Origin of the sequence: Rhizobacter sp. Root1238 (genome assembly GCF_001425825.1) — a bacterium.
Classification (GTDB): Bacteria; Pseudomonadota; Gammaproteobacteria; order Burkholderiales; family Burkholderiaceae_C; genus Rhizobacter.
In genome coordinates, this window is sequence record NZ_LMDM01000009.1 from 23,274 (window position 1) to 47,640 (window position 24,367).

The window sequence follows — 24,367 nt, forward strand, 5'->3', positions numbered from 1 at the left end:
GGTGGTTTATCATCTCGTTTGACGATTCTATTTTCAAAATCAATCTCGAAACAAGAATCATGGACCTGGTAGCGCTGGAGATCTTCTGCACCGTGGCCCGCGAGGGCAGCGTGACCCGTGCGGCCGAGCTGCTGCAGCGCGCCCAGTCGAGCGTGACCACCCGCGTGCAGCAGCTCGAAGAAGACCTGGGCACGACGCTCTTCCTGCGCGAAGGCCGGCGCATGGCGCTCACCGCCGAGGGCGAGACGCTGCAGGGCTACGCGATGCGGCTGCTGGCGCTGGCCGACGAAGCACGGCAGGCGCTGCGGCCGGGCCATCCCGGCGGCCGGCTGCGGCTGGGGTCGATGGAGAGCACCGCGGCGAGCCGCCTGCCCGGCCCGCTGGCCCGGCTGCATGCGCGCTGGCCCGACGTGCAACTGGAACTGCGCACCGGGCCCACCCGTGCGCTGGTGGACGCGGTGGCCACCCATGCGATCGACTGCGCGCTGGTCGCGCTGCCGCCGCCCGGCATCGATGCGCTGCCCGCGGCGCTGGAGGCCGCGCCGGTCTTCGCCGAATCGCTGCTGCTGGCGCTGCCGCCCGGGCACCCGCCGGTGCGCAGCGCGGCCGACCTGCAGGTCGCGACGCTGGCGGCGTTTGCGGCCGGCTGCACCTACCGGCAGATCGGCGAAGCCTGGATGACGCGCGACGGCACCGGCCCACGCGTGCTGGAGCTGGCCTCGTACCACGCGATCCTGGCCTGCGTGGCCGGCGGCCACTGCGCGGGCGTGGTGCCGCGCTCGGTGCTGGCGCTGATGGCGGCGCCGCCGGCGCTGCGGATGGTGCCGCTGCAGGACTGCGACACCGTGCTGGTGCAGCGGCGCGGCTACCGCTCGGCCGCGCTCGAGGCGCTGTGGGCCGAGCTGGCGATGCCGGCGCGCTGAACGCCGATGGGAGCGTCAACCGCGCCGCGCGGCCTCGATCGCGGCGACGTCGATCTTGCCCATCTTCATCATCGCGTCGAACACCCGCTTCGATGCCGCGCGATCGGTGCCCGAGAACGCCTCGATCAGCACGCGCGGCGTGATCTGCCACGACAGGCCCCACTTGTCCTTGCACCAGCCGCAGGCGCTCTCCTGGCCGCCGTTGCCGACGATCGCATTCCACAGGCGATCGGTCTCGGCCTGGTCGTCAGTGGAGACCTGGAACGAGAACGCCTCGGTGTGCTTGAAGGCCGGCCCGCCGTTCAGGCCCACGCACGGGATGCCGAGCACCGTGAACTCGACGGTCAGGACGTCGCCCTGCTTGCCGTCCGGGAAATCGCCCGGTGCGCGCGTCACCGCGCCGACCGCGCTGTCGGGAAAGACCTCGGCATAGAAGCGCGCCGCGTCCAGCGCCGTGCCGTCGTACCAGAGACAGATCGTGTTCTTCGCGATGTGCTTGCTGGGCATGTGTCGTCTCCTTCGGAAAGGGCCTGAGAGAATACTCGGCCCGGACTCTGCGGCAACCCGCGTGCCCGCTCGACTGCATTTCCGGGCTCGCCAACCTCGCGGCGCCATTGAACACCGACCGGCGCCGTCCAGCAACTCCATCGTGAAAGCTCAGCCATGACGCACCAGGGAAGCTGCCATTGCGGCCACGTCAGATTCGAAGTCGACGGCGAGATCGCCTCGGCGCTGTCGTGCAACTGCTCGATGTGCCAGCGCAAGGGCTCGTTGATGTGGTTCGTGCCTCGCAGCGACCTGCGCCTGCTGACGCCGGACGACAACGCCAGCACCTACCTGTTCAACAAGCACCTGATCCGGCACCGCTTCTGCCCGACCTGCGGCGTCCATCCCTACGGCGAAGGCACATCGCCGTCCGGCGCGGCGATGGCCGCCGTCAACCTGCGCTGCATCGAGGGCATCGACCTGGCGGCGATTCCGGTCGACCACTTCGACGGACGGTCGAGGTAGCCGAGGCCGAACTCACGCCGACGAGCTGGCCCGGATCGATGCTTGATGGGCGGGCTGCTCACCGCGCAGCCCGCACGATCACCTTGCCGCGGGCGTGGCCTCCAGCGACCTGCTCCAGCGCCGCGCGCGCGTCGTCGAGCGGGTGGATCGTGTCGAGGACGATCTGCAGCTGCTTCTCGTTGAAGCGCTGCAGGACCATGTCCAGCGTGCCGGCGTCGTGGTTGAAGAACACGAACGACCCCGGCCGGCCACCGCGCGCCTCGATCGCGAAGTCGACGGTGCTGACGATGGCACCGGTGGCCGCGAGCACCTGCCACGAGCGTTCGAGCGTGTCGCCGCCGACCGTGTCGAGGACCAGGTCCACGTTGCGCAGCACGGCAGAGAAGTCCTGGCGCTGGTAGTCGATCGCTTCGTCGGCGCCCAGCTCGCGGGCCAGGCCGAGGTTGCGCGCCGACGCGGTCGCGATGACATGCGCGCCGGCCTGCCTGGCCAGCTGCACCGCGAAACTGCCGACCCCCCCGGCAGCGGCGTGGATCAGCACGCGCTGCCCCGCCTGCAGGCGGCCTGCGCCGAACAGCGCCAGCCAGGCCGTGCCCGCGGCCGTCGGCAAGGCCGCGGCCTGTTCGAAGCTCATGTCGGCCGGCATCGGGCTCAGTGCCTGTGCGGGAACGACCGCCGCCTGCGCAAACGCGCCGCCGGCCGTCGGCTCCAGGCGACCGACGACGCGGTCGCCCGGCTTGAATCGGTCGACGCCCGGACCGACCTGCTCGACCACGCCGGCCAGGTCGGTCCCGAGCGTGTACGGCAGCGTCACCGGAAAGACCTGCTGCATGTGGCCGGCCAGCATCTTGAGGTCCAGCGGATTCACGCTGGCGGCCTCGATGCGGAGGGACACCTGCCCCTGGGCCGGGCTGGCCAGCGTGGTGTGCTCGAGCTCGGCGTGGCTCGGGTTGCCGAAGGCGTGGATGCGAAGGGATTTCATCGTGATGCCCTCGGTGCGTCAGTCGTGGGTCAGTGCAGGGAATGCACCGAGCTGCAGGAACGCGCCGAACCAGTCCTCCAGGTGCCAGGTGCGCTTGATGCGCTCGCCGTCGAATTCATGGAACTCGTGGATGCGGATGCTGACCTTCCGGCCGGTCGCGGCGATGCCGAACAGCGGCCCGCGGTGCGTGCCGGTGATCTCGGCACGAACCGCGGCGCGGTCTTCGCCCATCAGGACATCGTGGATCGTGATCCGCACGTCGGGCAGCGCCTCGACCACGCTGCGGATGATGGGCTTGAGGCCGTCCGGCCCGGGCCCCTGGCCGGGCGCGAGCGGGATGTCGTCCCAGTCGGCCGTGACGGCGAGGTCCAACAGGTCGGGGTCGTGGTCGCTGAAGGCCCGGTACAACAGCTCGATGGCGTGGCGCCGGGCCTGGTCGGAGGAGCTGGGGCGGAGGAGGTTCGAGGGGCTCATGCTGACGTGCCTTGCGGGCGGTGTGAAGTGATGAGCCCAAGTCTCGGCGCCGCGCTACCATCTGTCCAACAAATGACTTGTATACGTGAGTATTTGATTCATGGATTTTCATGGCATCGACCTGAACCTGCTCGCGGCCTTCGATGCGCTGATGGACGAGCGCAACGTGACCCGCGCGGCGGTGCGCGTCGGCGTGAGCCAGCCGGCGATGAGTGCCGCGCTGTCGCGCCTGCGGACGCTGTTCGACGACCCGCTGTTCCTGCGCAGTGCCGAAGGCCTGCAGCCCACACCGCGTGCCAGGGACCTCGCCGGGCCGGTGTCGCAGGCCTTGCGGCAGCTGGAACTGGTCCTCGTCAAGAGGCCCGACTTCGAGCCCGCCGACGTGGCGCTGGATTTCACCGTCGGCCTGTCGGACTACCCGGCGTTCGTGCTGCTGCCCGCGCTCGCGAAGGCCCTCGAGGCGCAGGCGCCCGGGGTCTCGCTGCGCGTGCGCAGCTTCACCGATCGCGACAGCGCCGTCGACCTGCTCGACGCGGGCACGATCGACGCAGCCGTCGGCGTTCCGCCGACCCAGGCGGAAAGCAGGATCCTGACCCGCCCGATCCTGCGCGACGACTTCGTCACGATCGTTCGCCGCGACCACCCGAGCGCGCGGCGCGGCATGAGCATGAAGGCCTTCCTGTCGCTGTCCCACGTGCTCGTCTCCCCGGAAGGAGACCGCCACGGGCTGGTCGACGAAGCGCTGGCGCAGCTGGGCAAGCGGCGCCGGCTGGCGCTGACCTTGCCGCAGATGTTCGCGGCGCCGGCGGTGGTCGCCCGCACCGACATGGCGGCCACGGTCATGAAGCGCGTGGCGCTGCATTCGTCGGCACGCCGCAGCCTGGCGCTCTTTCCACCGCCGGTCGCGCTGGCCGAGGTGGTCTTCGACCTGATCTGGCACCGGCGCAACGACACGCACCCGGCGCAGCGGTGGCTCAGGGACCTGATCGAGTCGCTCGCGAAATCACTGTGAACGGCGCCGGCGGCAGCGGCTACTTCGCGGCTTCGACGATCAGCCGCGCGAGCTTCTGGTACTCGCCGCCGAAGTGGTGGTCGCCCTTCATCACCAGCACCCGCGCATGCGCCGGTGCAAGCTTCGGGCACAGCGAATCCCGCTCGCGATCGCCCTGCACGCACAAGGTGTCGGCGGCCGACAGCCGGCGCGCCTCCGGCAGGATCGGCTTGTCGCCGCTCGGACCCAGCCAGTTGCTGAAGTGGAACTCGAACGACGCCTGCTGGGCCAGGCCGAGCAGCGCGGTGAGCTTGACCGTCGCACGCGTCGCGGCCGGCAGGCGGTTGACGGCGAACGGCAGCACGTCGGCCCCCTGCGAGTAGCCGATCAGGATCACCTCCGGGCGCTGCCAGCGCGCCGCGTAGTAGCGGACCAGCCGGTCCAGGTCGGCGGCCAGACCGTCGGGTGTGCGGGCCTTCCAGAAGTAGCGCAGCGAATCGAAGCCGGCCACCGGAATGCCTTGCGCCGCCAGCGCTGCCGCCAGTTCCTTGTCGATGCCGGCCCAGCCGCCGTCGCCCGACAACAGCACCGCAAAGCGCTTGCCGCTGCCGGCCGCCGGCACCTCGACCATCGGCAGGTCGGCCAGTTGCTGCGGCACCGGCGGCGCGGTCGGCGCCTGCTGGGCCGCCGAGAGCTGCGCGTAGGCCGCAGCGAACGCATCGGGCCCGTCGGGCACCCAGCGCGCCTTCGGCACCTGCTGCACGAAGGCCTGCGCGCTGTCGGCCGTGCAGGCGGCGCCGGGCGCGGCGGCCCACGGGGTGGCCAGCGATGTCGCGGGCAGCAGGTCGAAGCCGTCGGCCGCCGATGCGGTCGCAGGCAATGCGGCCGCGCCGGACGCCGCGGCGCCGAGCGTGCTGGTGACCTCCCAGCGCAGGCCGTTGGTCGCGCACAGCGGCGTCTTCAGCAGCAGCCGCGGGCAGAAGCCGATCGACAGCGCCGACGAGAAGCTGCCGGCCGGCGCCTGCGCCAGCACGCCATACGCGAACGATGCCGCCGTGCCGGTGCCGACCAGCATCGGCAGCCGGTAGCCCGGCACCTGCTCGTACGCCTGCAGGTGGCGCGACAGGTTCTCGAACGCACCGGCCGCGTAGGTGCACTTGCCGTCCTGCTTCTCGAGCCGCTTGTAGAACGGCGCCAGCGGCACGGCGGCCACCAGCGCGCCGTCGTCGACCATGCGACCGATCGCGCGCCGCTCGGCGGCGTCGGGCGCGTCGTTCGACGACAGCATCAGCACGAACTGCTGCACGGGGCCGGCCGGCTTGAACAGCCGCACGTCGTTGAACAGCCCGTGCGCCACCGTGCCGGGCGCGGTCTGCATCGGCTGCGGCGGTTTCGCCGGCTGCGGCCGCGCCTGGGCGCGGCAAGGCGCCGCCGCCTGCGCGAGCACCAGGCCGAGGCCGGCGAGCACCGCGAATGTCCGCTTCATCGGCCGATCGCTCCCTTGAGGCCGCCACCGATCAGCGCGGCCACGTCGGCCAGGATGAAGACCGGCGCCAGCCCGGGTGGCGCCGCCAGGTAGCGGGCCTCCCAGTCGGGCTCGAACTTGTCCTTGAAGCTGTGCAGCCCGCGGAAGTTGTAGAAGCGGTCGCCATGCTCGAACAGCAGGCGTCCGAGCCGCTGCCAGCGCGGCGCGCGGCGGCGTTCGGCCATGCCCGCCATCGGCGACATGCCGAGCCCGAAGCGCTCGTAGCCCTCGGCCTGCAGGTGCAGCATGATCTTCGCGAACAGGAAATCCATCGTGCCGGGCGGTGCGTCGGGCACGTGGCGCATCAGGTCGAGGCTGGCGTCCTTGCGGGCGTCGGTGGTCAGCAGGTTCGCGAAGGCCAGGATCCGGTCGTCGCGCCGCACGATCGCCACCGGCAGCCGCTGCAGGTAGTCGGCATCGAAACGCCCGACCGAGAAGCTCTTCTCGCGGCCGCGCTGCTCGGCCAGCCACGCATCGGACACCTGCTTCAGCTGCGGCAGCAGCGCGGCCACGCCGTCGGCCGGCACCACCTCGAACAGCAACCCTTCGCGTTCGCCGCGGTTCACGCCGGAGCGCAGGTTGGCGCGCTTGGCACCCTTCAGGCTGAAGCCGGGCAAGGGCACGGTGGCGTATTCGCCGAGCTTCAGCGCATGCAGCCCGCAGTCGAGGTACAGCGGCAGCGTGGCCGGCCGCACCTGGTAGAACGCGGCACGCCCGCCGTGGTCGTTGGCACGCTCGATGAACTGCCAGACCAGGTCGGGCCATTCGCGCGCGTCGCCGAACGGGCCGTACAGCGAGACCCACGAGCGCCCCTGCTTGCCGAACATCAGGAAGCTGCGGCCGGACGGCGAGAACATCAGGTGCTTGTCGCCGACCAGCACATGGCAGCCGTCGGACGACGGGTTGGCGCGCACGATGTCGGCGGCGCGCTGGATCTCTTCGGGCGTCGTCGTGGCCACGGCGCCGGCGGGCGGCCGCAGCAGCTGCCACAACCCGTAGGCCAGCGCGATCAGCGCGACGCCGGTCAGCGCGCGCAGCGAACGCGGCGCCTGGCCGTCGAGCTCGAACTGCCACCACAGCCGGTTGCTGTAGCCGACCTCGCGGTAGGCGAAGAACAGCACCCACACGCAGGCGAGCAGCACGCCGCCGAGCGCCAGCAGCCATTCGGGTTCAAGGCGCTGCGAGAACAACGACGAGCGCCGGTCGAACTGGTTGCGCGAGATCACCAGCAGCAGCGCCAGCGTGCTCAGCATCGCGGCCTCGGTGATCGCGATGCCCTTGGGCAGCGCCAGCACCGCGGCGATCAGCGACAGCACCAGCGCGGCCCACCACGCGGCGTCGAGCTGGTGCAGCAGCCCGCGCGCGACCAGCAGCAGGCCGAGCCCGGCCACGCTGCCGAGGAAGTGCGAGGCCTCGATCAGCGGCAGCGGCAGGTTGAGGTGCGCCAGGATCTCGCGCGCGTCTTCGGTGAACGGCGTCACGCCGGAGACCATCAGCCACAGCCCCGCGACCAGCGTCAGCGCGGCCATCAGCCGCGGGCTCAGGTGCACCGCCATGCGGCCCACCGGCGCGGCCACGCCGGAGCGCAGCTCGTAGGCCACCAGCATGCCGGTGGCCAGCACCAGCGGCAGCACGTAGTAGATGCCGCGGTTCAGCAGCAGCGCGCCCAGCATCGCGTCGGTCGGCACGGTGCCGCCGCTGGCCAGCAGCATCACCGCCTCGAACACGCCGACACCGCCCGGCACGTGGCTGACGATGCCGGCGGTGACGGCGATCGCGTAGAACGCGATGAAGGTCGGCAGCGCGATGTGCTGGCCGGGCAGCAGGAACCACAGCGCCGCGGCCGAGGCGCAAAGTTCCAGCGCCGAGATCACCAGCTGGCGCAGCGCGAGCTCGGGCGTCGGCAGGCGCATGCCCCAGCGGCCGATGCGCAGCCCGCGGCGCTTCGTGCACAGCCAGATGAAGCCGGCCAGCCCGACCAGCAAGGCCGCCGACAGCAGGCGCAGCAGCAGCGGCGAGAGGTGCAGCAGGCCGCCGACCTCGTCGGCGCCCCACAGCAGGCCGAGCGCGCCGAACGCCGCCATGCCGAGCCCGAAGGCGGCCGCGTTGAACGCGATCACCCGGCCGATCTGCGACGGCTCCAGCCCGGCCGCGGTGTACAGCCGCATGCGCACCGCACCGCCCGACAGCGGCCCGAGCCCGATGGTGTTCGACAGCGCGTAGGCGACGAACGAGGTCAGCAGCACGGTGGCCCGCGCGACCCGCGCACCGGCGTACTGCAGCGACGAGCTGTCGTAGCCGGAGAGCGCGAGGTAGCTGAGCGCGGTGGCGATCAGCGCGAGGCCGATGCTCGACGCCGGCGTGCCGGCCACCGCGGCCATCACCGCGCTGTAGTGCACCTGCAGCAGCAGCTGGCGCAACGCGAGGCCGACCGCCAGCGCGAGGCCGAACGCGACCGTGCCGAGCAGCCAGGGCCGCCAGCGCGGCCACCGGTCGCCCCAGCGCGCCAACGCAGTTTTGGAAGGGGTGAAGCTGGGGTCCAGGGAGGACGCTGACACGGTTCGGTTCAAGGAGCGGCAGAGGAGAGGCCGCTATTGGATCGCGTTTCCGGCCGGACTCCAAACGCGCGCTTTTGCGGTGTGGCCGTCAGCACAAACCATTACCACTTTCACCGTTGATTGGTACTGAAATGGTATTGCTCCGGCATACAGTCCCGGCACCGACAGCAGTAGCGCCGGAAAGCCCCATCCCGACCCGCCCCTTCGGAGAGTCCTCCATGCCTGCCACCACCCCCTTCCCTCGCCCGCATCCGGACCGGCTGCGCCTGCTCGCCGCCTTCGCCGCGGTCGTGACGGTCACGTCGATCCAGGCGGCCAGCTATCCCGCATGGAAGGCCGACACCTTCTACGCCGCCGGCTCGCTGGTGACCTACAACGGCCGCAACTACCGCGCCACGGTGGCGCAGACCGACTACGCGAGCACCGGCTGGAATCCGACCACCGCGAGCCTGTGGACCGACGTCGGCGCCGCGGACGGCCCGGCTCCCGCTCCCGCTCCTGCTCCGATCCCTGCACCGGCGCCCGCGCCGACACCCGCACCGGCGCCCGCCCCCGCGCCGACCCCGGCGCCAGCGCCCGCCCCCACGCCGGCACCGGCGCCCGCCCCTGGCTGCCAACCCGCCTGGCTCGCCGCGACCGCGTACAGCGGCGGCCAGCAGGCCAGCGTCGGCACGGTCAACTACAAGGCCAACTGGTGGACCCAGGGCCAGAACCCGGCCACCAGCAACGGCCCGACCGGTAGCGGCCAGCCGTGGACCCAGGTGAACGACTGCGGCGCCCCGGCGCCCGCGCCGGCCCCCTCGCCCGCTCCGGCACCGGCTCCGGCCCCTGCACCGGCCCCTGCGCCGTCGCCCGCCCCGTCCCCGGCGCCGCGCGCCTACATCGGCTACTCCGGCACCTGGAACACCAGCCTCTACGACCTGACGCCGGCCAACATCCCGAACTACTTCACCCACCTGAACCTGGCCTTCGCGAAGCCCAACACGCAGTACGTGAAGGGCAGCTACGCGTTCGACCAGTCGATGGCCGGCTTCGAGTTCGCCGAAGGCGCGTCCGGCAACAACGGGCAGCGCTTCTTCAGCGCGCAGCAGGCGCAGGACCTGCGCAACAACATCGCGGCGCTGAAGGCGCGCGGCACGCAGGTCTGGCTGTCGTTCGGCGGCTGGGCCTACAGCCAGGGCAGCGAATGGGCCAACTACAACGCGAAGGGCGTGGTCGACCTCGCGCTCGACCTGGGCGCCTCCGGCGTCGACCTGGACTGGGAAGTCAACGGCGCGTCGTGCAACAAGCTCGATGCCGCCAACTTCAGCTGCAACACCGATGCGCAGATCGTCGGCATCATCGACGCGACCTACAGCGAGATCCAGTCGCGCGGCGCGAAGCTCGGCATCTCGGTGGCCGGCTGGTCGACCGGTGCGTACTACGTGAAGGGCTCGCCGTTCGAGGAAGGCAAGGTGCAATGGGGCTCGCCGTTCGGCGGCGTGATGTACACCGCCGTCAAGACGCGCGGCAGCAAGCTCAGCCACATCAACCTGATGGCCTACGACGGCGGCGACTACTACGACCCGCGCGAAGGCTACGAGTCCTACCGCGCGATCTACAACGGCCCGATCCACATGGGCATGGAGATCGCCCCCGAAGGCGCCGGCGGCGCGGTGCTGAAGATCCCGGCCAACGGCGTGCAGTACGACGCCGAGATGCTGAACGGCAGCAACAACATGGCGACGGCCTACTACAACGTCGAGACGCTGGTGAACTACGTGAAGCACAAGGGCCGCTCCAACGACGGCTTCATGCTCTGGCAGATCTGGAAGCAGCGCGTGCACATGCCGGCACCGGCCGGCGCGGCCACCGAGAACACGGCCGGGCAGTACGTGTGCCGCAACCTGCCGTTGCAGGGGGACTGCAACCAGGCGATCCCGAACCTGCCGAAGCAGTGAGACGTGACGGTCAGGCCGGGCTGGACCTCAGCCCGTAGGCCTTGTCGCCGACGAAGAGGTACTCGACGCGCATCACCGCGTCGCCCTGCTCGCCACTGCTGGCGTAGCCGATGGCCGAGACCTGCGCCCCCACGCGGATCTCGGCCACCTTCCAGGCGTCGAGGCGCGTCAGCGGCGCGAGCTCCAGCTCCCAGCGCCGGTCGCTGCGCCGCGGCAGCGTGGCCCGGGCCAGCAGGCCGGGGCCGTCGACCGCAGCGGTCTGCGCCGGCAACGCGCGCCTTGCCAGACCGGCAGGCAGCTTCAGGCCGGCCGGCAGCTCGATCATCAATTCGGCATGCGGGTTCTGCCACTTGCTGCCGACCACCGTCCCTTCGAGGTACAGCGGGCGCTCCTGGTCGAAGCCGCTCCACCCGTGGTGGGCCGATGCGGGACGCACGGCCCACGGTGCGAAGGCAGCGAACACGGCGAACTGGCGACGGCTCAACGGCATGGTGTTGCTCCTGGGGCTGAAGGTGGCGATCCGGTCCATCGACGGGTGATCCCTCAATAGGCGATCCAGCGACCGCAGACCACCACCGCGATCCAGAGGCCAGTGGACACCAGCATCTGTAGCCGTGCCGCCGTGTCGAGTTTGCGCAGCGATCCGCGGCGGTGGAACCAGGCGGCGTTGAGCCCGGCGAGCGCCAGCAGGCCCATCTTGGTCACGAAGGCGCGGTTGGTCAGCAGTTCGCCGGGCTGCGTCGCGAACATCAGCAGGCCGCTGGTGGCCGCGAGCGAGAAGCCGATCAGCGCCAGCGTCAGCGACAGCCGCGCGAGCGCCGGCACCGGCAACTCGGCCGCCCGGCCGAACACGCGCATTTCGAGCGCGACCAGGTTGCCGAGCAGCAGCGCGATGCCGACGATGTGCGTCGCTTCGAGCGCGGGATACGCCCACGGGATCGTGGTCAGCGGGGTGAACATCGGCGGTGCGCGGTGGCGGCAACGCGGATGATGCCCGCGAAACCCGGTCCAGCCGCGACGGCGCCACTAGAATCGCAAGCGATCCCCGACGTGTCCTTCGTCGGGACGCCCCGGCACATCCCACCGAACGGTGCTGCCCATACGTCAGCGAATCCCTTCTTTCGCCCTGTCGAATCGCCAATCGCGTTGAAGTGCCAAGCCGGTTCAAGCGTGCGATCGACCTCCTGACTTCGTCGCCCTGAGTTTCTGCGTGTTGCCTCGCCTGGACAGGCGCAGCCGCGACCGCACCAGGGCGTGCTGCTGCCCCTTTGCGTTGGATCCATTCATGAGCTTCCCCTCCTCATCCCACCTCCACGACGTCGTCATTGCCGGCGCCGGCCCGGTCGGCCTCTTCCTCGCGTGCGAACTCGCGCTCGCGAAACTCGACGTGCTGGTGCTCGAGCGCGCCGACCGCCCCGAAGCGCCGCTGAAAGCGCCACCGCTCGGCACCCGTGGCCTGTCCGTCGCCACCGCCGAAGCGCTGTACCGCCGCGGACTGCTGGACCCGCTCGTCGCGGCGGCGAGCACCCCGCGCAAGGCCCAGGCAGGCCACTTCGCAGGCATCGCGATCGACCCTGCGAAGATCGATCCGACCCGCTGGAAATACCGCCTGCCGAACCCGGCATCGGCCAACTTCGCGGCCGACATGTCGTCGGTGGAGTCGGTGCTGGCCGCACGGGCCGTCCCGCTGGGCGTCGCCATCCGGCGCGGGCACACGGTCACCGGCCTCGACGACCACGGCGACGCGGTCACCGTCCACGCGGGCGGGCACGCGTTCCATGCGAAGTGGCTCGTCGGTTGCGACGGCGGCCGCAGCGCGGTGCGCCAGCTGGCCGGCTTCGAGTTCCCCGGCACCGAGCCGGAGTTCACCGCGTACTCGGCCCTGGTCGAGATGGCCGACCCCGGGAAGCTGCCGCCCGGTCGCCATGCGACACCCGCCGGCTTCTACATGAACGAGCCCGGCCGCATCGCCATCGCCGACTTCGACGGCGGCGCCTTCGACCGCTCGCAGGCGATCACGCCGGAGCACCTGCAAGCGGTGCTTCGACGCGTGTCGGGCACCGACGTGACGCTGTCGGCGGTCCACCTCGCCACCAGCTTCACCGACCGCGCGCGGCTCGCGACGACCTACCGCCAAGGCCGCGTGCTGCTCGCCGGCGACGCCGCGCACATCCACTCCGCGCTCGGAGGCCAGGGCCTGAACGCCGGCCTGGGCGACGCGATGAACCTCGGCTGGAAGCTGGCCGCCACGGTGCACGGCAACGCGCCCGCCGGCCTGCTCGACACCTACCACGCCGAGCGGCATCCGGTCGGCGAATGGCTGCTGGACTGGACGCGGGCACAGGCCGCGGTCATGCGGCCCGACGCGCACGGGCGGGCCCTGGAGGGCATCGTCCGCGCCCTGGTCGACACGCCCGATGGCGCCACCTGGTTCGCCGAGCAACTCTGGGGCCTCTCGCTGCGCTACGACCTGGGCGGGAGCCATCCGCTGGTCGGTCACAGCGCCCCCGACTTCGAGCTCCCCGATGGGAGCCGGCTCGCGTCCCACCTCAGCACGGGCGCGGGCGTGCTGGTCGACTGCGACGCCTCATCGCCGCTGCGCCATGCCATCGCCCCGTGGCACGATCGCATCCGACATGTCACCTGCGGCGCATCGAACGCACTCGGCCTCGCGGCCTTGCTGGTGCGCCCGGATGGCTTCGTCGCATGGGCATCCGACAAGGCAGCGGTCGCGAGCGAGGTCGAAGCTGCGGCTCTGCGATGGTTTGGCCGGCCAAGCCATGCGATCTCGAGTGACCGGCGGCGATGAAAATCAGTACAGTGGCGCGGCGTCCCCTTGAATGCGATGGCTCGACTCGCCGCAACTCAACACTGATCGGAAACGCCGCATGCCCACCATCCTCATCGTCGACGATTCGGCCTCCATGCGTCAGATGGTGGCGTTCACGCTGAAGAGCGCCGGGTACACCGTCGTGGACGCGGTGGATGGCGAAGACGCCTACGAGAAGACCTCGGCCACCGATTTCGACCTGGTGCTGACCGACCAGAACATGCCTCGCCTGGATGGCATCGGCCTGACCAGGAAGCTTCGGGACAACCCGAAGTTCAAGACCACGCCGATCCTGATCCTGAGCACCGAGTCGAGCGACAGCATGAAGCAGGCCGGCCGCGCCGCCGGTGCCTCCGGCTGGCTGGTCAAGCCCTTCGATCCGGCCAAGCTGATCGAAGTGATCAAGAAGGTCCTGCGCTAGCGCAGGCAGCCGCCGCGCCGGCGGCTTCGTGGACTTGTGCACAGGGGCCGCGGTACCGGCAGGGCTCGCTTCAAGCCGGCCGCATTCACGTCGATAACCCCCGCAGCATCCACGAGAGATGCATGTGAATCGTCCCGATGGAGACCACACCATGTCATCAGTTGTTGCCAGTACCCTCCAGGGCGCCCCGCCGGCGGCGCATGCGCTGAGCAGCGACTCCCAGCTTTCGCCTCGCACCTACCGCGAACTGCTCGAACAGGCGCAGGTGGGCGTGTTCGTCGTCCAGAAAGGCTGCTTCAGGTACGTCAACCCGAAGGTGGTCGAGCTGCTCGGCCACCCCGAAGCCCAGCTGCTGGGCATGTCCGCGACGGCGGTCGTGCATCCGCAGGACATCCCGCGGGTGGCAGAACACATCCGCCAGCGCATGGCCGGCGTCGCCGGCGTGGCCTACGACATCCGCTGCGTGCGGGCCGACGGCAGCCTGTTCGTGGGACGGGTGTTCGGCCGGGCCATCGTGTTCGAAGGCGAACCCGCCGACCTGGTCACGCTGAGCGACGTCAGCGAGATCCAGCGCGCGCGCGAACTGGCCGAATGGCGGGCCCGCATGCTGGCACAGACGGAATTGCTGTGCCGCAGCGGCTCGGTCGAGATCGACCTCTCTGCACGCCGCGCGACGCTGTCGTCGGGCGCCTACGCGCTGCTCGGCGAAACCCATGAACCGGGGACCTTGTCGATCCTGGCCGCACTGCGCTGGATCCCGCGCGACGAGCGCCGCTTCCTGCTGTCGATCTGGCGCGGCGCCGCGCGCGGCGACCCGTTCGAATTCCAGCACCGCATCCTGCGCGCCGACGGCAGCCGCCTGGTGGTGCTGCACCGCGGCGTGGTCGATGTCGGCGCCGACGGCGTGTCGTTGCGCGGCGTCGTGATCCTGCAGGACATCACCGCCCAGCGCGAGGCCGAAGGACGGATCCAGGAGCTGGCCAACTACGACGAACTGACCGGCCTGCCGAACCGCGTGCTGCTGCTGGACCGCGTGGATGCGGCGGCCCATGCGGCGCAATGGGACGACGGCCGCTTCGCGCTGCTGTCGCTCAACATCGCCCAGGTCGACCAGGTCGAAGAGACGATGGGCTTCGGCGCCGGCGACACGCTCGCGATGGCGATCGCGGCGCGACTGTCCGGGCTGTGCCGCTCCGAAGAGACGCTGGCCCACCTGGGCGGCGGCGAGTTCGCGATGCTGCTCGACCCGGCGCTCGGCGACGGCGAAGACGCGGTCTCGCAACGGGCGCGCGCGATCCTCGACGGGCTGCGCCTGCCGGAGAACGTCGGTCAGACCGAGGTCTACCTCAGCTGCTCGGTCGGCATCGCGACCTACCCCGCCGACGCCGACGGCGCGCAACGCCTGCTGGAATGCGCGCAGACCGCGCGCCTGCACACCGACAGCGGCGCCAGCCGCATCGCCTTCTTCACGCCGCAGGCGAACGTGCATGCGGTGCGCCGCATGACGCTCGAATCGGCGCTGCGCCGCGCGATCGGCCGGCAGGAGCTGCTGCTGCACTACCAGCCGCAGGTCGACCTCACCGACGGCCGGCTGCTCGGCGTCGAAGCGCTGGTGCGCTGGCATTGCACCGAACTCGGCGATGTCGAGCCGACCGAGTTCATCCCGGTGGCCGAGCAGACCGGGCTCATCATCCCGATCGGCGAATGGGTGCTGCGCAGCGCCTGCGCGCAGGCCGCCTCGTGGGCGCGTGCCGGCCTGCCCGGCGTGCGCGTGCATGTGAACCTGTCGCCGCTGCAATTGCAGCAACCCGACATCGCGCGCCGCCTGCACGGCATCCTGCTGGAGACCGGCGCCAACCCGGCGCACCTGGGCGTCGAGGTGACCGAGAGCATGCTGACGGTGGACGGGGCGCATGCGGCCCGCACGCTGCGCGAGCTGAAGGCCATCGGCGTGGAGATCTCGCTCGACGACTTCGGCACCGGCTACTCCAACCTGGGCGTGCTGCGCACCTTGCCGATCGATGTCGTGAAGATCGATCGCTCGTTCGTGCACGACGTGACCTCCGCGCCCGAAGACGTCTCGATCACGCGCGCCGTGCTGAACATGGCCCACAGCCTGCAGATGAAGGTGCTGGCCGAAGGGGTCGAGACCGAGGGCCAGCTGAACCTGCTGATCGCCAACGGCTGCGACATGATCCAGGGCTTCTTCTTCAGCGAGCCGGTGCCTGCCGCCGACATCGAGCAGATGCTGCGCGAGAACCGCCGGCTGCCCGAGCGCTTCCTGACGCGCGCGCAGCGCAAGCGCACGCTGCTGCTGGTGGACGACGAGGAGAACATCGTCTCGTCGCTGCGCCGCCTGTTCCGGCGCGACGGCTACCACATCGTCACCGCCCACAGCGGCGCCGAAGGCCTGCAGCGCCTGGCCGAGGTGAACGTCGACGTCATCGTGTCCGACCAGCGCATGCCCGGCATGACCGGCGTCGAGTTCCTGCGCCGCGCCAAGGAGCTGTATCCCGACACGGTGCGCATGGTGCTGTCGGGCTACACCGAACTGCAGTCGATCACCGATGCCGTCAACGAAGGCGCCATCTACAAGTTCCTGACCAAGCCGTGGGACGACGAACGCCTGCGCGCCCACGTCGCCGAGGCGTTCCGCCAGAAGGACCTGGCCGACGAGAACCGGCGGCTGGCCCGCGAGGTGCACAGCGCCAACAACGAACTGGCGCTCGTCAACGAGCGCCTCGAGGGGCTGCTCGCGCGCCAGCGGGAGCAGACCAGCCTCGAAGAGTCGCGTGCCGCGAATGCCCGCGGCGTGCTGGAGAACGTCCCGACGCCGATCGTCGGCGTCGATGCCGACGGGATGATCGCCTTCGTCAACCGCGACGCGCAGATGCTGTTGTCCGACGCCGGCGCGCTGATCGGCTGCGACGCCGACGACGTGCTGCCGGCCGGACTTCGCGAGGTGCTGTCGCTGGACGACGGCATGCACCACCGCGTCGAACTGCACGGCCGCTGGCACCGCGCGGTGTGCCGCGCGATGGACGACGCGACCTCGCGCGGAAAGCTGCTCGTCATCACACCCGAATTCGAGACGGAGGTTTCCTGACATGACCGAACTCACCTGCCCTGCAGCCCCCGCGGCCGAACCGCCGGCCGCCTCGTCCGGCGCGCGCAACGCCGCCGAGGTGCGCGAGCGCCTGAACTACCTGTTTCGCGCGTCGCTCCAGGACGGTCGCCTGCACCCGCTCTTCCACCTGATCCAGCAGTACCGCCTCGGGGAGCAACCGTGACGCAAGCCCCCCTCCACCCCGACGCGGTGCATGCCAAGGTGCGCACGCTGCCTGCGCTGCCGCAGGCGGTCATCGAACTGCGTTCCGCGCTGAAGCGCGAGGACGTCGCCGTCGACGAACTCGCTGCCACCATCTCGCACGACCAGGCGCTGACGGCCAAGACGCTGCGCCTGGCCAACTCGTCGTTCTATGGCGTTGCCGGCCGCGTGTCGTCGATCCGCGGCGCGATCAACATCCTCGGGCTGCGCACCGTGGCCACGGTGGCGACGACGGCGGTGGTGATCTCCAGCTTCGACCGCACCGCCTGCACCGGTTTCGACTTCGACGGGTTCTGGCGCCATGCGCTGGCCACCGCGTTCTGCGCGCAGGAGCTGGCGGCGGTCACCCACATGGATGGCGAAGCGGCGTTCTCGGCCGGCCTGCTGCACGACATTGGGCGGCTGGCGCTGGCCACCTACTTCCCGCTCGAACTGGGCCAGACGCTTGCGTGGGCCGGCGAGCACGACGTGCATGCGATCGAGGCCGAGCGGCTGATGCTCAACACCGACCATGCCGCCGTCGGCGGCCTGATCGCCGAGCACTGGAACTTCGCGCCGGCCATCGCCGAGGCGATCCGCTGCCACCACGAGCTGCCCGCGCACACCACCGCGACGCTGGCCGACCTGGCCCACGTGGCCGACAACATGACCCATGCGCTGGACCTGTCGGGGCTCGACGAGGACATGGTGCCGCCGCTGTCGCTCGCGGCCTGGGAGCGCCTCGCGCTGTCGCCGCAGCAGGTGCAGAGAATCTTCGAACGAACCGAACGGCAGGCGCAGGGCGTGCGCGACTCGCTGACTGTCTAGGAGACGCCATGGAACTGTCCACTTCCCGCTCCGACGCGCCGGCCGGCGACGCCGCGGCCACCCAGCTCACGCCGGTGCAGATCGAAGCCCTGCTGCGCGCGAACGAGGAGCTGACCGAGCTCAACCGCAAGCTCTCCGAAGCCCAGGACAAGCTGGTGCAGTCGGAGAAGCTCGCGTCGATCGGCCAGCTGGCGGCCGGTGTCGCGCACGAGATCAACAACCCGATCGGCTTCATCTTCTCGAACTTCGGCACGCTGGAGAAGTACCTGGCGCAGCTGTTCGGCATGCTCGCCGCCTACGAAGCCGCCGAGCCGGCGCTCGCCGGCACCCCGGCCGCCGCGCAGCTGCTGCGCATGCGCGAGGAGATCGAGCTCGACTACCTGAAGGACGACATCCCGGCGCTGATGACCGAGTCGAAGGACGGCATCCAGCGCGTGCGCAAGATCGTGCAGGACCTGAAGGACTTCTCGCGCGTGGACGCGCGCCAGGAGTGGGAATGGGTCAGCCTGCACACCGGCATCGATTCGACGCTGAACATCGTCAACAACGAGATCAAGTACAAGGCCGACGTCGTCAAGAAATACGGCGAGCTGCCCGACGTCGAATGCCTGCCGTCGGAGCTGAACCAGGTGTTCATGAACCTGCTCGTCAACGCCGCCCATGCGATCAGCGCCGAGCGCGGGACGATCACGATCAGCACCGGCACCGCGGGCGACATGGTCTGGGTCGAGGTCGCCGACAACGGCTCGGGCATCGCGCCCGAGAACCTGAAGCGCATCTTCGACCCGTTCTTCACGACCAAGCCGGTCGGCAAGGGCACCGGCCTCGGGCTGTCGCTGTCGTACGGCATCGTCAAGAAGCACGGCGGCCGCATCGAGGTGAACAGCGAACCGGGCCGCGGCACCGCGTTCCGGGTCAGCGTGCCGGTGAAGCGCGTCGACGCGCCGGCGGCCTGAGGCGAGACCCATGCAGGAAGCCGCCGTGTCCGCCGCTCCGCTCGAAACGCCGACCCCGCCGGCGCCCGCGCTGCCGGTCGCGTCGCCGTGGACGATCCTGTGCGTCGACGACGAGCCGAACATCCTGTCGTCGCTGCGCCGGGCGCTGCGCAATCCGCGCTACCGGGTGCTGACGGCGCCGGGCGGCGAGGAGGCGCTGGCGCTGATGGAAGCGGCACCGGTCGACCTGGTGATCTCGGACATGCGCATGCCCGGCATGGACGGCGCCCGGCTGCTCGGGCAGATCCGCCGGCGCTGGCCGCGCACCATGCGCATCCTGCTGACCGGCTATGCCGATGTCGACTCGACCGTCGCCGCCATCAACGAAGGCCAGATCTACCGCTACGTCAACAAGCCCTGGGACGACGGCGAGCTGCAGGTCACGGTGGCACAGGCGCTGGAGCGGCTCGACCTCGAACGCGAGAAGGAGCGGCTGGAAGCGCTGACGCGCACGCAGAACGAGGAGCTGCGCCGCTTCAACGCGGAACTCGAGCAGCGGGTCGAGGAGCGCACGGCCGAGGTCACGCAGGCCAACGACAAGCTCAAGCGCAACTACATGACCTCGATCAAGGTGTTCGCCAACCTGATCGAGCTGCGCGGCACGCAGCTGGTCGGCCACGGCCGGCGCATGGCCGAGATGGCGCGCGCGCTGTCGAGGGCGATGGGCTGCAACAGCGAAGACACGCAGGCGGTGTTCGTCGCGGCGCTGCTGCACGACATCGGGCTGATCGGGCTGTCCGACGAGATGCTGGCCAAGCCGGTTCCGAAGCTCGGCGCCGAAGAAATGGCGCTGTACCGCAAGCACCCGATCCTCGGCGAGCAGTCGCTGATGGCGCTGGACGACATGCAGCCGGTCGCCGCGCTGATCCGGGCCCACCACGAGCACTTCGACGGCAAGGGCTTCCCCGACGGGCGTGCCGGCGCCGACATCCCGCTGGGCGCGCGCATCCTCGCGATCGTCGACGCCTACGACGACCTGCTGAACGGCCACATGGGCGCCGCCGGGCTGAAGACGGCGCAGGTGCGCACGCTGCTGATGCACGGCCGCGGATCGCAGTTCGACCCCGAGGTGCTGGACGTCTTCCTGCACATCAACCAGCCGAGTGCCCCGACGCCGCCGGCGCCGATCTCGATGACCACCGAGCACCTGCAGCCGGGCATGGTGCTCGCCGCCGACCTGGTCTCGCGCGAGGGCGCGGTGCTGCTCGCGACCGACCACGTGTTGACCGCCGACACCATCCGCCGCATCCGCCAGTACGAACAACGCGAAGGCCTGCGCATCGAACTGCGCGTGCGTCCCACGAGGAAAACCTGATGAAAGCCTCCATCCTGCTGGTCGACGATGAAGAGTCCGTGCTGGCCGCGCTGCACCGCGTGCTGCGGCTGCCGCTGCGCGACCGGGCGCGCATCGAGCTGTTCAGCGACACGCGCCTGGCGCTCGCCCGCGTCAAGGAGCGTGCGTTCGACGTCGTGGTGTCCGACTTCCGGATGCCGCACCAGGACGGCATCTCGTTCCTCGGCGACGTGCGGGCGGTGCAGCCGCGCGCCGTGCCGTTGATCGTCAGCGCGTCGGCCGACGTCTCGACGCTGGTGCGGGCCGTCAACGACGCCCAGGTGTTCCGCTACCTGCTGAAGCCGTGGGACGACCAGGAACTGCTGACCAGCATCGATGCCGCGCTGCGCCGCGCCGGCGAGCTGCGCGAAGAACACCTGCTGGCGGAGGCGACGCGCCTGCGCCAGGGCAGCCTGACGGCCGCGGAGGCCGAGCGGCGGCGCCTCGAAGCGATCGAACCGGGCATCACCCAGGTCGAGTGGGGCCCGCACGGCGAGGTGCTGATGCCGCCGCTGGACGACTGAGCCCCTCAGGACTGCGAAGGCCCCTTGCGCTCGCGGGCGCCGAACTTCGGCACCAGCATGCCGACCTGCTTGCGGTACATCAGGTAGCGCTGGCCGAACTGCGCGACCAGGTCGCGCTCCTCGAACCAGATGCCGACCAGGATGTAGCCGGTGCTGCCGGCGGCGAACAGCAAGTGGCCCGCCGACATCTGCGGCGTCGCCCAGAACGCGAGGATGAAGCCGAGGTAGATCGGGTGCCGCACGTGGCGGTAGAACAGCGGCGTGTGGAACACCGGCGCCGGCAGGGCCTGGCCGCGCAGGTTCGCCCACACCTGCCGCAACCCGAACAGCTCGAAGTGGTTGATCAGGAAAGTGCTGATCAGCAGCACCGCCCAGCCGAGCCAGAACACGCCCTGCAGCAGCCCGCGGCCGACCGGATCGCTCACCGACCAGATCACCGGCTCGGCGATCGGCCGCCATTGCCACAGCAGCAGCGCCAGCACGGCCGTCGCCGCGAGCACGAAGCTGCTGCGCTCCATCGCTTCGGGAATCACCGTCGTCCACCAGCGCTTGAAGCCGCGCCGCGCCATCACGCTGTGCTGCACCGCGAACAGCCCGAGCAGCGCCAGGTCGACGAGCAGCGTCTCGGCGAGCGGCGCCGCGCTGCCGCTGTCGATGGTCTTCGGCAGCAGCGGCAGGTTGCCGACAAAGCCGATCGCGTAGGTGAAGGTGACCAGGAAAAAGACGTAGACCACCAGGCCGTAGAGGGCTGCGAGGATTGGCATTTCAGTCTCCCATTGCAGAGGGGTGCGGCAGGTCAGCGGGCCCACTCGCGGTTGTCCAACACCTGCGCAATGCGCAGGGCCGCCCGTGCGGCACCGTCGGTCTCCACCGGCCGGTAGCGCACGGGTTCGTGCATCGCGGCCAGCGCGCGCGCGGCCAGTCGATCGGGGTCGAGCGTCGCCGCGTAGTCCATCGAGCGGTCGGCGGCGTAGTTGGCCAGGCGCTGGCGCACGTGCACGCATTGCTCGAAGTGGCGCTGCAGCGGAAAGCTCAGGAAGGGCCGCCGCGTGGCGACCAGCTCCATCGTCGTCGACAGCCCGCCCTGCACCAGCGCGAGGTCGCAGCAGGCCAGGTGCTCGTACAGCTTGTGCACATAGGGCCGCAGCTCGAGCCCCGGTTGCGGCTTGAACGCATCGGTCGACAGGCGCGGGCCGGTGACCAGGATCAGGCGCAGTTCGGGCAACTCGCGCTTCATGCGCGGAAAGGCTGCCGCGATGCGCTGCAACAGGTGCCCGCCGGTGGCGGTGCCGCCCACCGCGGCGATCGCGATCTTTTCATCGCTGCGGTAGCCGTGCTGCGCGCGCAGGCGCTCGGTGTCGGCCAGCGTGCGCGGATCGAAGGGCAGGCAGTAGCCGCAGTAGCAGAAGTTGCGATCGGTCCATTCGCGGATGACCGGCATGCCGGGGCCGAAGGTCTGTTCGCTGACGTCGTCGCGGTTGCCGACGAAGATGGCGGCGTCGCGCAGGTAGGGGTAGCGGGCGACGTGCTCGATGTCGTCGGCATTGCGGTCGGCGCACAACGCGGCTTCGCGTGCATTGCCCGGCTCCATCGGCAGGCAGCCGACGAAGTCGGTCAGGAAGACATAGGGCTGGCGCTTCAGCTCCGGATTCTCGTGGTAGTGGTAGTCCACATCCCAGGCCTCGTCGCCGATCACGATGTCGTAGTGCTCGGCCTCCATCAGGTCGACGAAGGTCATGAAGTTGCGGCTCATGATCTCGTCCATCGAGCGCAGCGCGAAGAAGGCCGACAGGTCGTGCTCGCCGGCCACCTGCTCGAAGTGCCGGCTTTCGTTGGCCAGCCGCTGCGTGATCGGGTGAAGGCGCTCGCCCTCCTGCACCAGGTAGCGGGCGGCCGGATCGACGGTGAACCAGTCGATCGCCAGGTCGGGCTGCAGCTTGCGCAGTTCGCGGGCGATGGCCAGGTCGCGCTGCACGTGGCCGAGGCCGATGGCGCTGGAGATGAACAGCGCGCGGCGCGGGCGCGCCATCGCGCGGACCCAGGTGCGCTGGCGTACCGGCCCGGCGACGAACTCGCGCAGCGTGCGGTTGAAGAGCGCCGCATCGCGCACCGCGGTGACATGCCCGCCGCCGGCGACGGTGAGCATCTTCGCGCCCGGTACCAGCGCGTGGATCTGCTGGCCCTTGGCGAGCGGAGCGCGCCGGTCCTCGTCGCCATGGATCACGAGCGTCGGGCAGGTGATGCGGCGCGCCAGTTCGCGCACGTCGTTGCCCACCCATGCATTGCGGCACGCGCCCAGCCATTCGGCGCTGGTGGCCCAGCCGAAGCGAACGCCGTCTTCATACGGTTTCGTCGAGTGCGGCTCGCTGAAGATGGTGGCCATGAACCAGTCGACGTAGCCGGGCCAGTCGCCGTGCAGCAATTCGCCTTCCATCTTCAGGCGTTGCGCGAGTTTCTCGTCGCTGGGCAGCGAATCGGCAAAGCCGCCGGCGGTGATCACGTGGGTCACGCGCTGCGGTTGTTCGGCGGCCAGCCGCAGCACCGTCATCGCCGAGGCCGAGATGCCGACCAGCGCGGTGCGATCGGCGCCGGCGGCATCGAGCACCGCGACGAAATCATCGAAGAAGAGCTCGAAGCTGTAGGCCGCCTGCCCGGTCGGCCGGTCGGAGCGGCCATTGCCGCGGCCATCGGTGGTGATGACGCGGAAGTGCTGCGACAGGTAGGGCACCGTGGCCTTCAGCATCTCGCTGTGCACGACCTGGAACGACGGCGCAAACGCGATCCACGGACCGGCATCGCCCCACACCGCGTACCAGATCTTCACGCCCGCGCGGTCGACGAAGCCCTGCCGTGCCGGTTGCACCGTCTCGTACGGCGAGGCATCGGCATCGGGCACCGACCCCGGCTCGGGCAGGGCCCCGGCGATGCGCTCGAAGCGCTCGGGCAGCGGGCGGGGCGGCGTGGTCATGCACGCCTCCGCGGGCGGCGAGCGGGCGAGCTTCGTTCGGCGAGCTTCTCGTCCAGCGATTGCAGCAGCCACTGCACGGCATCCAGCGCCGCGTGGTGGGCCAGCGATTCTTCCTTCACGCCGAGCAGGTCGGCGAACTCCATGCCCAGCCAGAACTCCGAGATCCAGCAGGCGACGACCTCGGCGGTGAACGGCGGCGGCAGCTTCGCGCCGGTGGCTTCGTACGCGACCAGGGCCTCGCGCACGCCGCCGAGCACCAGCTGTTTCCACGCCAGCAGCCGCGGCAGGAACTTCTCGCGCAGCCCGGGGTTGGACAGGCTGGCCGCCCACAGTTCGGCCTGCAGTCGCACGAAGCCCGAGGCCAGGTCGTCTTGATAGAAGCGCCGCGCACTGGCCCACTTCTGCGCGAACCCTTCGCTGCCTTGGTACATCGACGCCTGGCGCGACAGCAATCGCTGGTTCACCGCGTCGAGGACCTCGATCACCAGTTGGTCCTTGCTGCGGAAGTGGTAGTTGATCAGCGCGTGGTTGACGCCGGCGTCCTTCGCGATCTCGCGCACGCTGAGCGCCGCATAGCCTTCGGCCACCAGGCGCCGGAACGTCGCGTCCAGGATGCGATCGCGGGTCTGGCTCGCATCGCCGTCATGCAGGCTCACGTCGGCCGGCGAGGGCCTGCGAACGGCTGGAGTCGAGGGCATGGTCCACCAAGTGGTTTAAACAGTTGTTCAACTCTAGGCGGGACATCGCCGATGTCAAG

At 70.2% G+C, this 24,367-nt stretch carries 22 protein-coding genes; 12 read left to right on the top strand and 10 right to left on the bottom strand.

Annotated elements, in window-relative coordinates; translation table 11 throughout:
- Positions 1 to 59: 59 nt before the first annotated feature.
- On the top strand, positions 60 to 923 hold the full coding sequence (locus ASC98_RS08485) for a LysR family transcriptional regulator (RefSeq protein WP_056812432.1): 864 nt from the start codon (positions 60 to 62) through the stop codon (positions 921 to 923).
- 15 nt (positions 924 to 938) lie between these two features.
- On the opposite strand, the gene ASC98_RS08490 is transcribed toward ASC98_RS08485, so the two are convergent.
- Positions 939 to 1,430 (bottom strand): VOC family protein, encoded by a 492-nt coding sequence (locus ASC98_RS08490; RefSeq protein ID WP_056812435.1) that lies wholly within the window; start codon positions 1,428 to 1,430, stop codon positions 939 to 941.
- A 156-nt stretch (positions 1,431 to 1,586) separates the two neighbouring features.
- On the opposite strand from ASC98_RS08490, the gene ASC98_RS08495 reads away from it, so the two are divergent.
- Positions 1,587 to 1,934 carry a GFA family protein gene (locus ASC98_RS08495; protein ID WP_056812438.1) on the top strand — a complete coding sequence of 116 codons (348 nt, stop codon included), beginning with the start codon at positions 1,587 to 1,589 and terminating at the stop codon, positions 1,932 to 1,934.
- Between the two features lie 58 nt (positions 1,935 to 1,992).
- On the opposite strand, the gene ASC98_RS08500 is transcribed toward ASC98_RS08495, so the two are convergent.
- Positions 1,993 to 2,916: an NADP-dependent oxidoreductase gene (locus ASC98_RS08500; protein ID WP_056812443.1), complete on the bottom strand. Its 924-nt coding sequence runs from the start codon at positions 2,914 to 2,916 to the stop codon at positions 1,993 to 1,995.
- A gap of 18 nt (positions 2,917 to 2,934) precedes the next feature.
- On the bottom strand, positions 2,935 to 3,390 hold the full coding sequence (locus ASC98_RS08505; protein ID WP_056812445.1) for an ester cyclase: 456 nt from the start codon (positions 3,388 to 3,390) through the stop codon (positions 2,935 to 2,937).
- A 100-nt stretch (positions 3,391 to 3,490) separates the two neighbouring features.
- On the opposite strand from ASC98_RS08505, the gene ASC98_RS08510 reads away from it, so the two are divergent.
- Positions 3,491 to 4,402, top strand: coding sequence for a LysR family transcriptional regulator (locus ASC98_RS08510; protein WP_056812448.1), 912 nt, complete (start codon positions 3,491 to 3,493; stop codon positions 4,400 to 4,402).
- A gap of 19 nt (positions 4,403 to 4,421) precedes the next feature.
- Here ASC98_RS08510 and ASC98_RS08515 read toward each other — a convergent pair whose 3' ends face one another.
- Together ASC98_RS08515 and mprF are read right to left on the bottom strand one after the other, a co-directional pair.
- Positions 4,422 to 5,867: a virulence factor family protein gene (locus ASC98_RS08515; RefSeq protein ID WP_056812451.1), complete on the bottom strand. Its 1,446-nt coding sequence runs from the start codon at positions 5,865 to 5,867 to the stop codon at positions 4,422 to 4,424.
- Entirely contained in the window at positions 5,864 to 8,416 is a 2,553-nt protein-coding gene (gene mprF / locus ASC98_RS08520; RefSeq protein WP_235581211.1) for a bifunctional lysylphosphatidylglycerol flippase/synthetase MprF, read from the bottom strand. Before mprF ends, ASC98_RS08515 begins: the two co-directional genes overlap by 4 nt.
- A gap of 266 nt (positions 8,417 to 8,682) precedes the next feature.
- On the opposite strand from mprF, the gene ASC98_RS29385 reads away from it, so the two are divergent.
- Positions 8,683 to 10,404 carry a glycosyl hydrolase family 18 protein gene (locus ASC98_RS29385; protein WP_082541580.1) on the top strand — a complete coding sequence of 574 codons (1,722 nt, stop codon included), beginning with the start codon at positions 8,683 to 8,685 and terminating at the stop codon, positions 10,402 to 10,404.
- Positions 10,405 to 10,414: 10 nt separating this feature from the next.
- On the opposite strand, the gene ASC98_RS08530 is transcribed toward ASC98_RS29385, so the two are convergent.
- Positions 10,415 to 10,894 (bottom strand): DUF6152 family protein, encoded by a 480-nt coding sequence (locus tag ASC98_RS08530; protein WP_056812527.1) that lies wholly within the window; start codon positions 10,892 to 10,894, stop codon positions 10,415 to 10,417.
- A gap of 53 nt (positions 10,895 to 10,947) precedes the next feature.
- A complete protein-coding gene (locus ASC98_RS08535) occupies positions 10,948 to 11,364 on the bottom strand; it encodes a hypothetical protein (RefSeq protein ID WP_056812453.1) in 417 nt (138 codons plus the stop codon).
- A gap of 325 nt (positions 11,365 to 11,689) precedes the next feature.
- Here ASC98_RS08535 and ASC98_RS08540 point away from each other — a divergent pair, with 325 nt between their 5' ends.
- From ASC98_RS08540 to ASC98_RS08575, 8 genes are all read left to right on the top strand, one after another.
- Entirely contained in the window at positions 11,690 to 13,213 is a 1,524-nt protein-coding gene (locus ASC98_RS08540; RefSeq protein WP_056812457.1) for an FAD-dependent monooxygenase, read from the top strand.
- A 79-nt stretch (positions 13,214 to 13,292) separates the two neighbouring features.
- Positions 13,293 to 13,655: a response regulator gene (locus tag ASC98_RS08545; RefSeq protein WP_056812460.1), complete on the top strand. Its 363-nt coding sequence runs from the start codon at positions 13,293 to 13,295 to the stop codon at positions 13,653 to 13,655.
- 151 nt (positions 13,656 to 13,806) lie between these two features.
- On the top strand, positions 13,807 to 16,761 hold the full coding sequence (locus tag ASC98_RS08550) for an EAL domain-containing protein (RefSeq protein WP_056812463.1): 2,955 nt from the start codon (positions 13,807 to 13,809) through the stop codon (positions 16,759 to 16,761).
- 1 nt (position 16,762) lies between these two features.
- Entirely contained in the window at positions 16,763 to 16,945 is a 183-nt protein-coding gene (locus ASC98_RS31050) for a hypothetical protein (RefSeq protein WP_056812466.1), read from the top strand.
- The gene (locus ASC98_RS08560; RefSeq protein ID WP_056812469.1) at positions 16,942 to 17,790 is read left to right on the top strand and encodes an HDOD domain-containing protein; all 849 of its coding nucleotides are present in this window, start codon (positions 16,942 to 16,944) and stop codon (positions 17,788 to 17,790) included. The genes ASC98_RS31050 and ASC98_RS08560 overlap by 4 nt, the downstream gene beginning before the upstream one ends.
- Before the next feature lie 8 nt (positions 17,791 to 17,798).
- Entirely contained in the window at positions 17,799 to 18,746 is a 948-nt protein-coding gene (locus ASC98_RS08565; RefSeq protein ID WP_056812472.1) for an ATP-binding protein, read from the top strand.
- A gap of 25 nt (positions 18,747 to 18,771) precedes the next feature.
- A complete protein-coding gene (locus ASC98_RS08570) occupies positions 18,772 to 20,100 on the top strand; it encodes an HD domain-containing phosphohydrolase (RefSeq protein ID WP_235581212.1) in 1,329 nt (442 codons plus the stop codon).
- Positions 20,100 to 20,642 (top strand): response regulator, encoded by a 543-nt coding sequence (locus tag ASC98_RS08575; RefSeq protein WP_056812475.1) that lies wholly within the window; start codon positions 20,100 to 20,102, stop codon positions 20,640 to 20,642. The genes ASC98_RS08570 and ASC98_RS08575 overlap by 1 nt, the downstream gene beginning before the upstream one ends.
- A gap of 5 nt (positions 20,643 to 20,647) precedes the next feature.
- On the opposite strand, the gene mddA is transcribed toward ASC98_RS08575, so the two are convergent.
- The 3 genes from mddA to ASC98_RS08590 are packed head-to-tail and all read right to left on the bottom strand — an operon-like array spanning position 20,648 to position 24,266.
- Positions 20,648 to 21,406 (bottom strand): methanethiol S-methyltransferase, encoded by a 759-nt coding sequence (gene mddA / locus ASC98_RS08580; protein WP_056812478.1) that lies wholly within the window; start codon positions 21,404 to 21,406, stop codon positions 20,648 to 20,650.
- Between the two features lie 32 nt (positions 21,407 to 21,438).
- The gene (locus tag ASC98_RS31055) at positions 21,439 to 23,610 is read right to left on the bottom strand and encodes an alpha/beta fold hydrolase (RefSeq protein WP_082541576.1); all 2,172 of its coding nucleotides are present in this window, start codon (positions 23,608 to 23,610) and stop codon (positions 21,439 to 21,441) included.
- Positions 23,607 to 24,266 carry a TetR/AcrR family transcriptional regulator gene (locus ASC98_RS08590; protein WP_056812482.1) on the bottom strand — a complete coding sequence of 220 codons (660 nt, stop codon included), beginning with the start codon at positions 24,264 to 24,266 and terminating at the stop codon, positions 23,607 to 23,609. Before ASC98_RS08590 ends, ASC98_RS31055 begins: the two co-directional genes overlap by 4 nt.
- Positions 24,267 to 24,367: the final 101 nt, after the last annotated feature.

Coding starts and splice junctions, on each gene's coding strand:
- ASC98_RS08535 (WP_056812453.1), bottom strand. CDS start 11,364: ATGTTCACCCCGCTGACCACGATCCCGTGGGCGTATCCCGCGCTCGAA.
- ASC98_RS08510 (WP_056812448.1), top strand. CDS start 3,491: ATGGATTTTCATGGCATCGACCTGAACCTGCTCGCGGCCTTCGATGCG.
- ASC98_RS08505 (WP_056812445.1), bottom strand. CDS start 3,390: ATGAGCCCCTCGAACCTCCTCCGCCCCAGCTCCTCCGACCAGGCCCGG.
- ASC98_RS08550 (WP_056812463.1), top strand. CDS start 13,807: ATGTCATCAGTTGTTGCCAGTACCCTCCAGGGCGCCCCGCCGGCGGCG.
- ASC98_RS08515 (WP_056812451.1), bottom strand. CDS start 5,867: ATGAAGCGGACATTCGCGGTGCTCGCCGGCCTCGGCCTGGTGCTCGCG.
- ASC98_RS08485 (WP_056812432.1), top strand. CDS start 60: ATGGACCTGGTAGCGCTGGAGATCTTCTGCACCGTGGCCCGCGAGGGC.
- ASC98_RS08530 (WP_056812527.1), bottom strand. CDS start 10,894: ATGCCGTTGAGCCGTCGCCAGTTCGCCGTGTTCGCTGCCTTCGCACCG.
- ASC98_RS08575 (WP_056812475.1), top strand. CDS start 20,100: ATGAAAGCCTCCATCCTGCTGGTCGACGATGAAGAGTCCGTGCTGGCC.
- ASC98_RS08500 (WP_056812443.1), bottom strand. CDS start 2,916: ATGAAATCCCTTCGCATCCACGCCTTCGGCAACCCGAGCCACGCCGAG.
- ASC98_RS08545 (WP_056812460.1), top strand. CDS start 13,293: ATGCCCACCATCCTCATCGTCGACGATTCGGCCTCCATGCGTCAGATG.
- ASC98_RS08490 (WP_056812435.1), bottom strand. CDS start 1,430: ATGCCCAGCAAGCACATCGCGAAGAACACGATCTGTCTCTGGTACGAC.
- ASC98_RS31055 (WP_082541576.1), bottom strand. CDS start 23,610: ATGACCACGCCGCCCCGCCCGCTGCCCGAGCGCTTCGAGCGCATCGCC.
- ASC98_RS08495 (WP_056812438.1), top strand. CDS start 1,587: ATGACGCACCAGGGAAGCTGCCATTGCGGCCACGTCAGATTCGAAGTC.
- ASC98_RS08540 (WP_056812457.1), top strand. CDS start 11,690: ATGAGCTTCCCCTCCTCATCCCACCTCCACGACGTCGTCATTGCCGGC.
- ASC98_RS29385 (WP_082541580.1), top strand. CDS start 8,683: ATGCCTGCCACCACCCCCTTCCCTCGCCCGCATCCGGACCGGCTGCGC.
- ASC98_RS31050 (WP_056812466.1), top strand. CDS start 16,763: ATGACCGAACTCACCTGCCCTGCAGCCCCCGCGGCCGAACCGCCGGCC.
- ASC98_RS08565 (WP_056812472.1), top strand. CDS start 17,799: ATGGAACTGTCCACTTCCCGCTCCGACGCGCCGGCCGGCGACGCCGCG.
- mddA (WP_056812478.1), bottom strand. CDS start 21,406: ATGCCAATCCTCGCAGCCCTCTACGGCCTGGTGGTCTACGTCTTTTTC.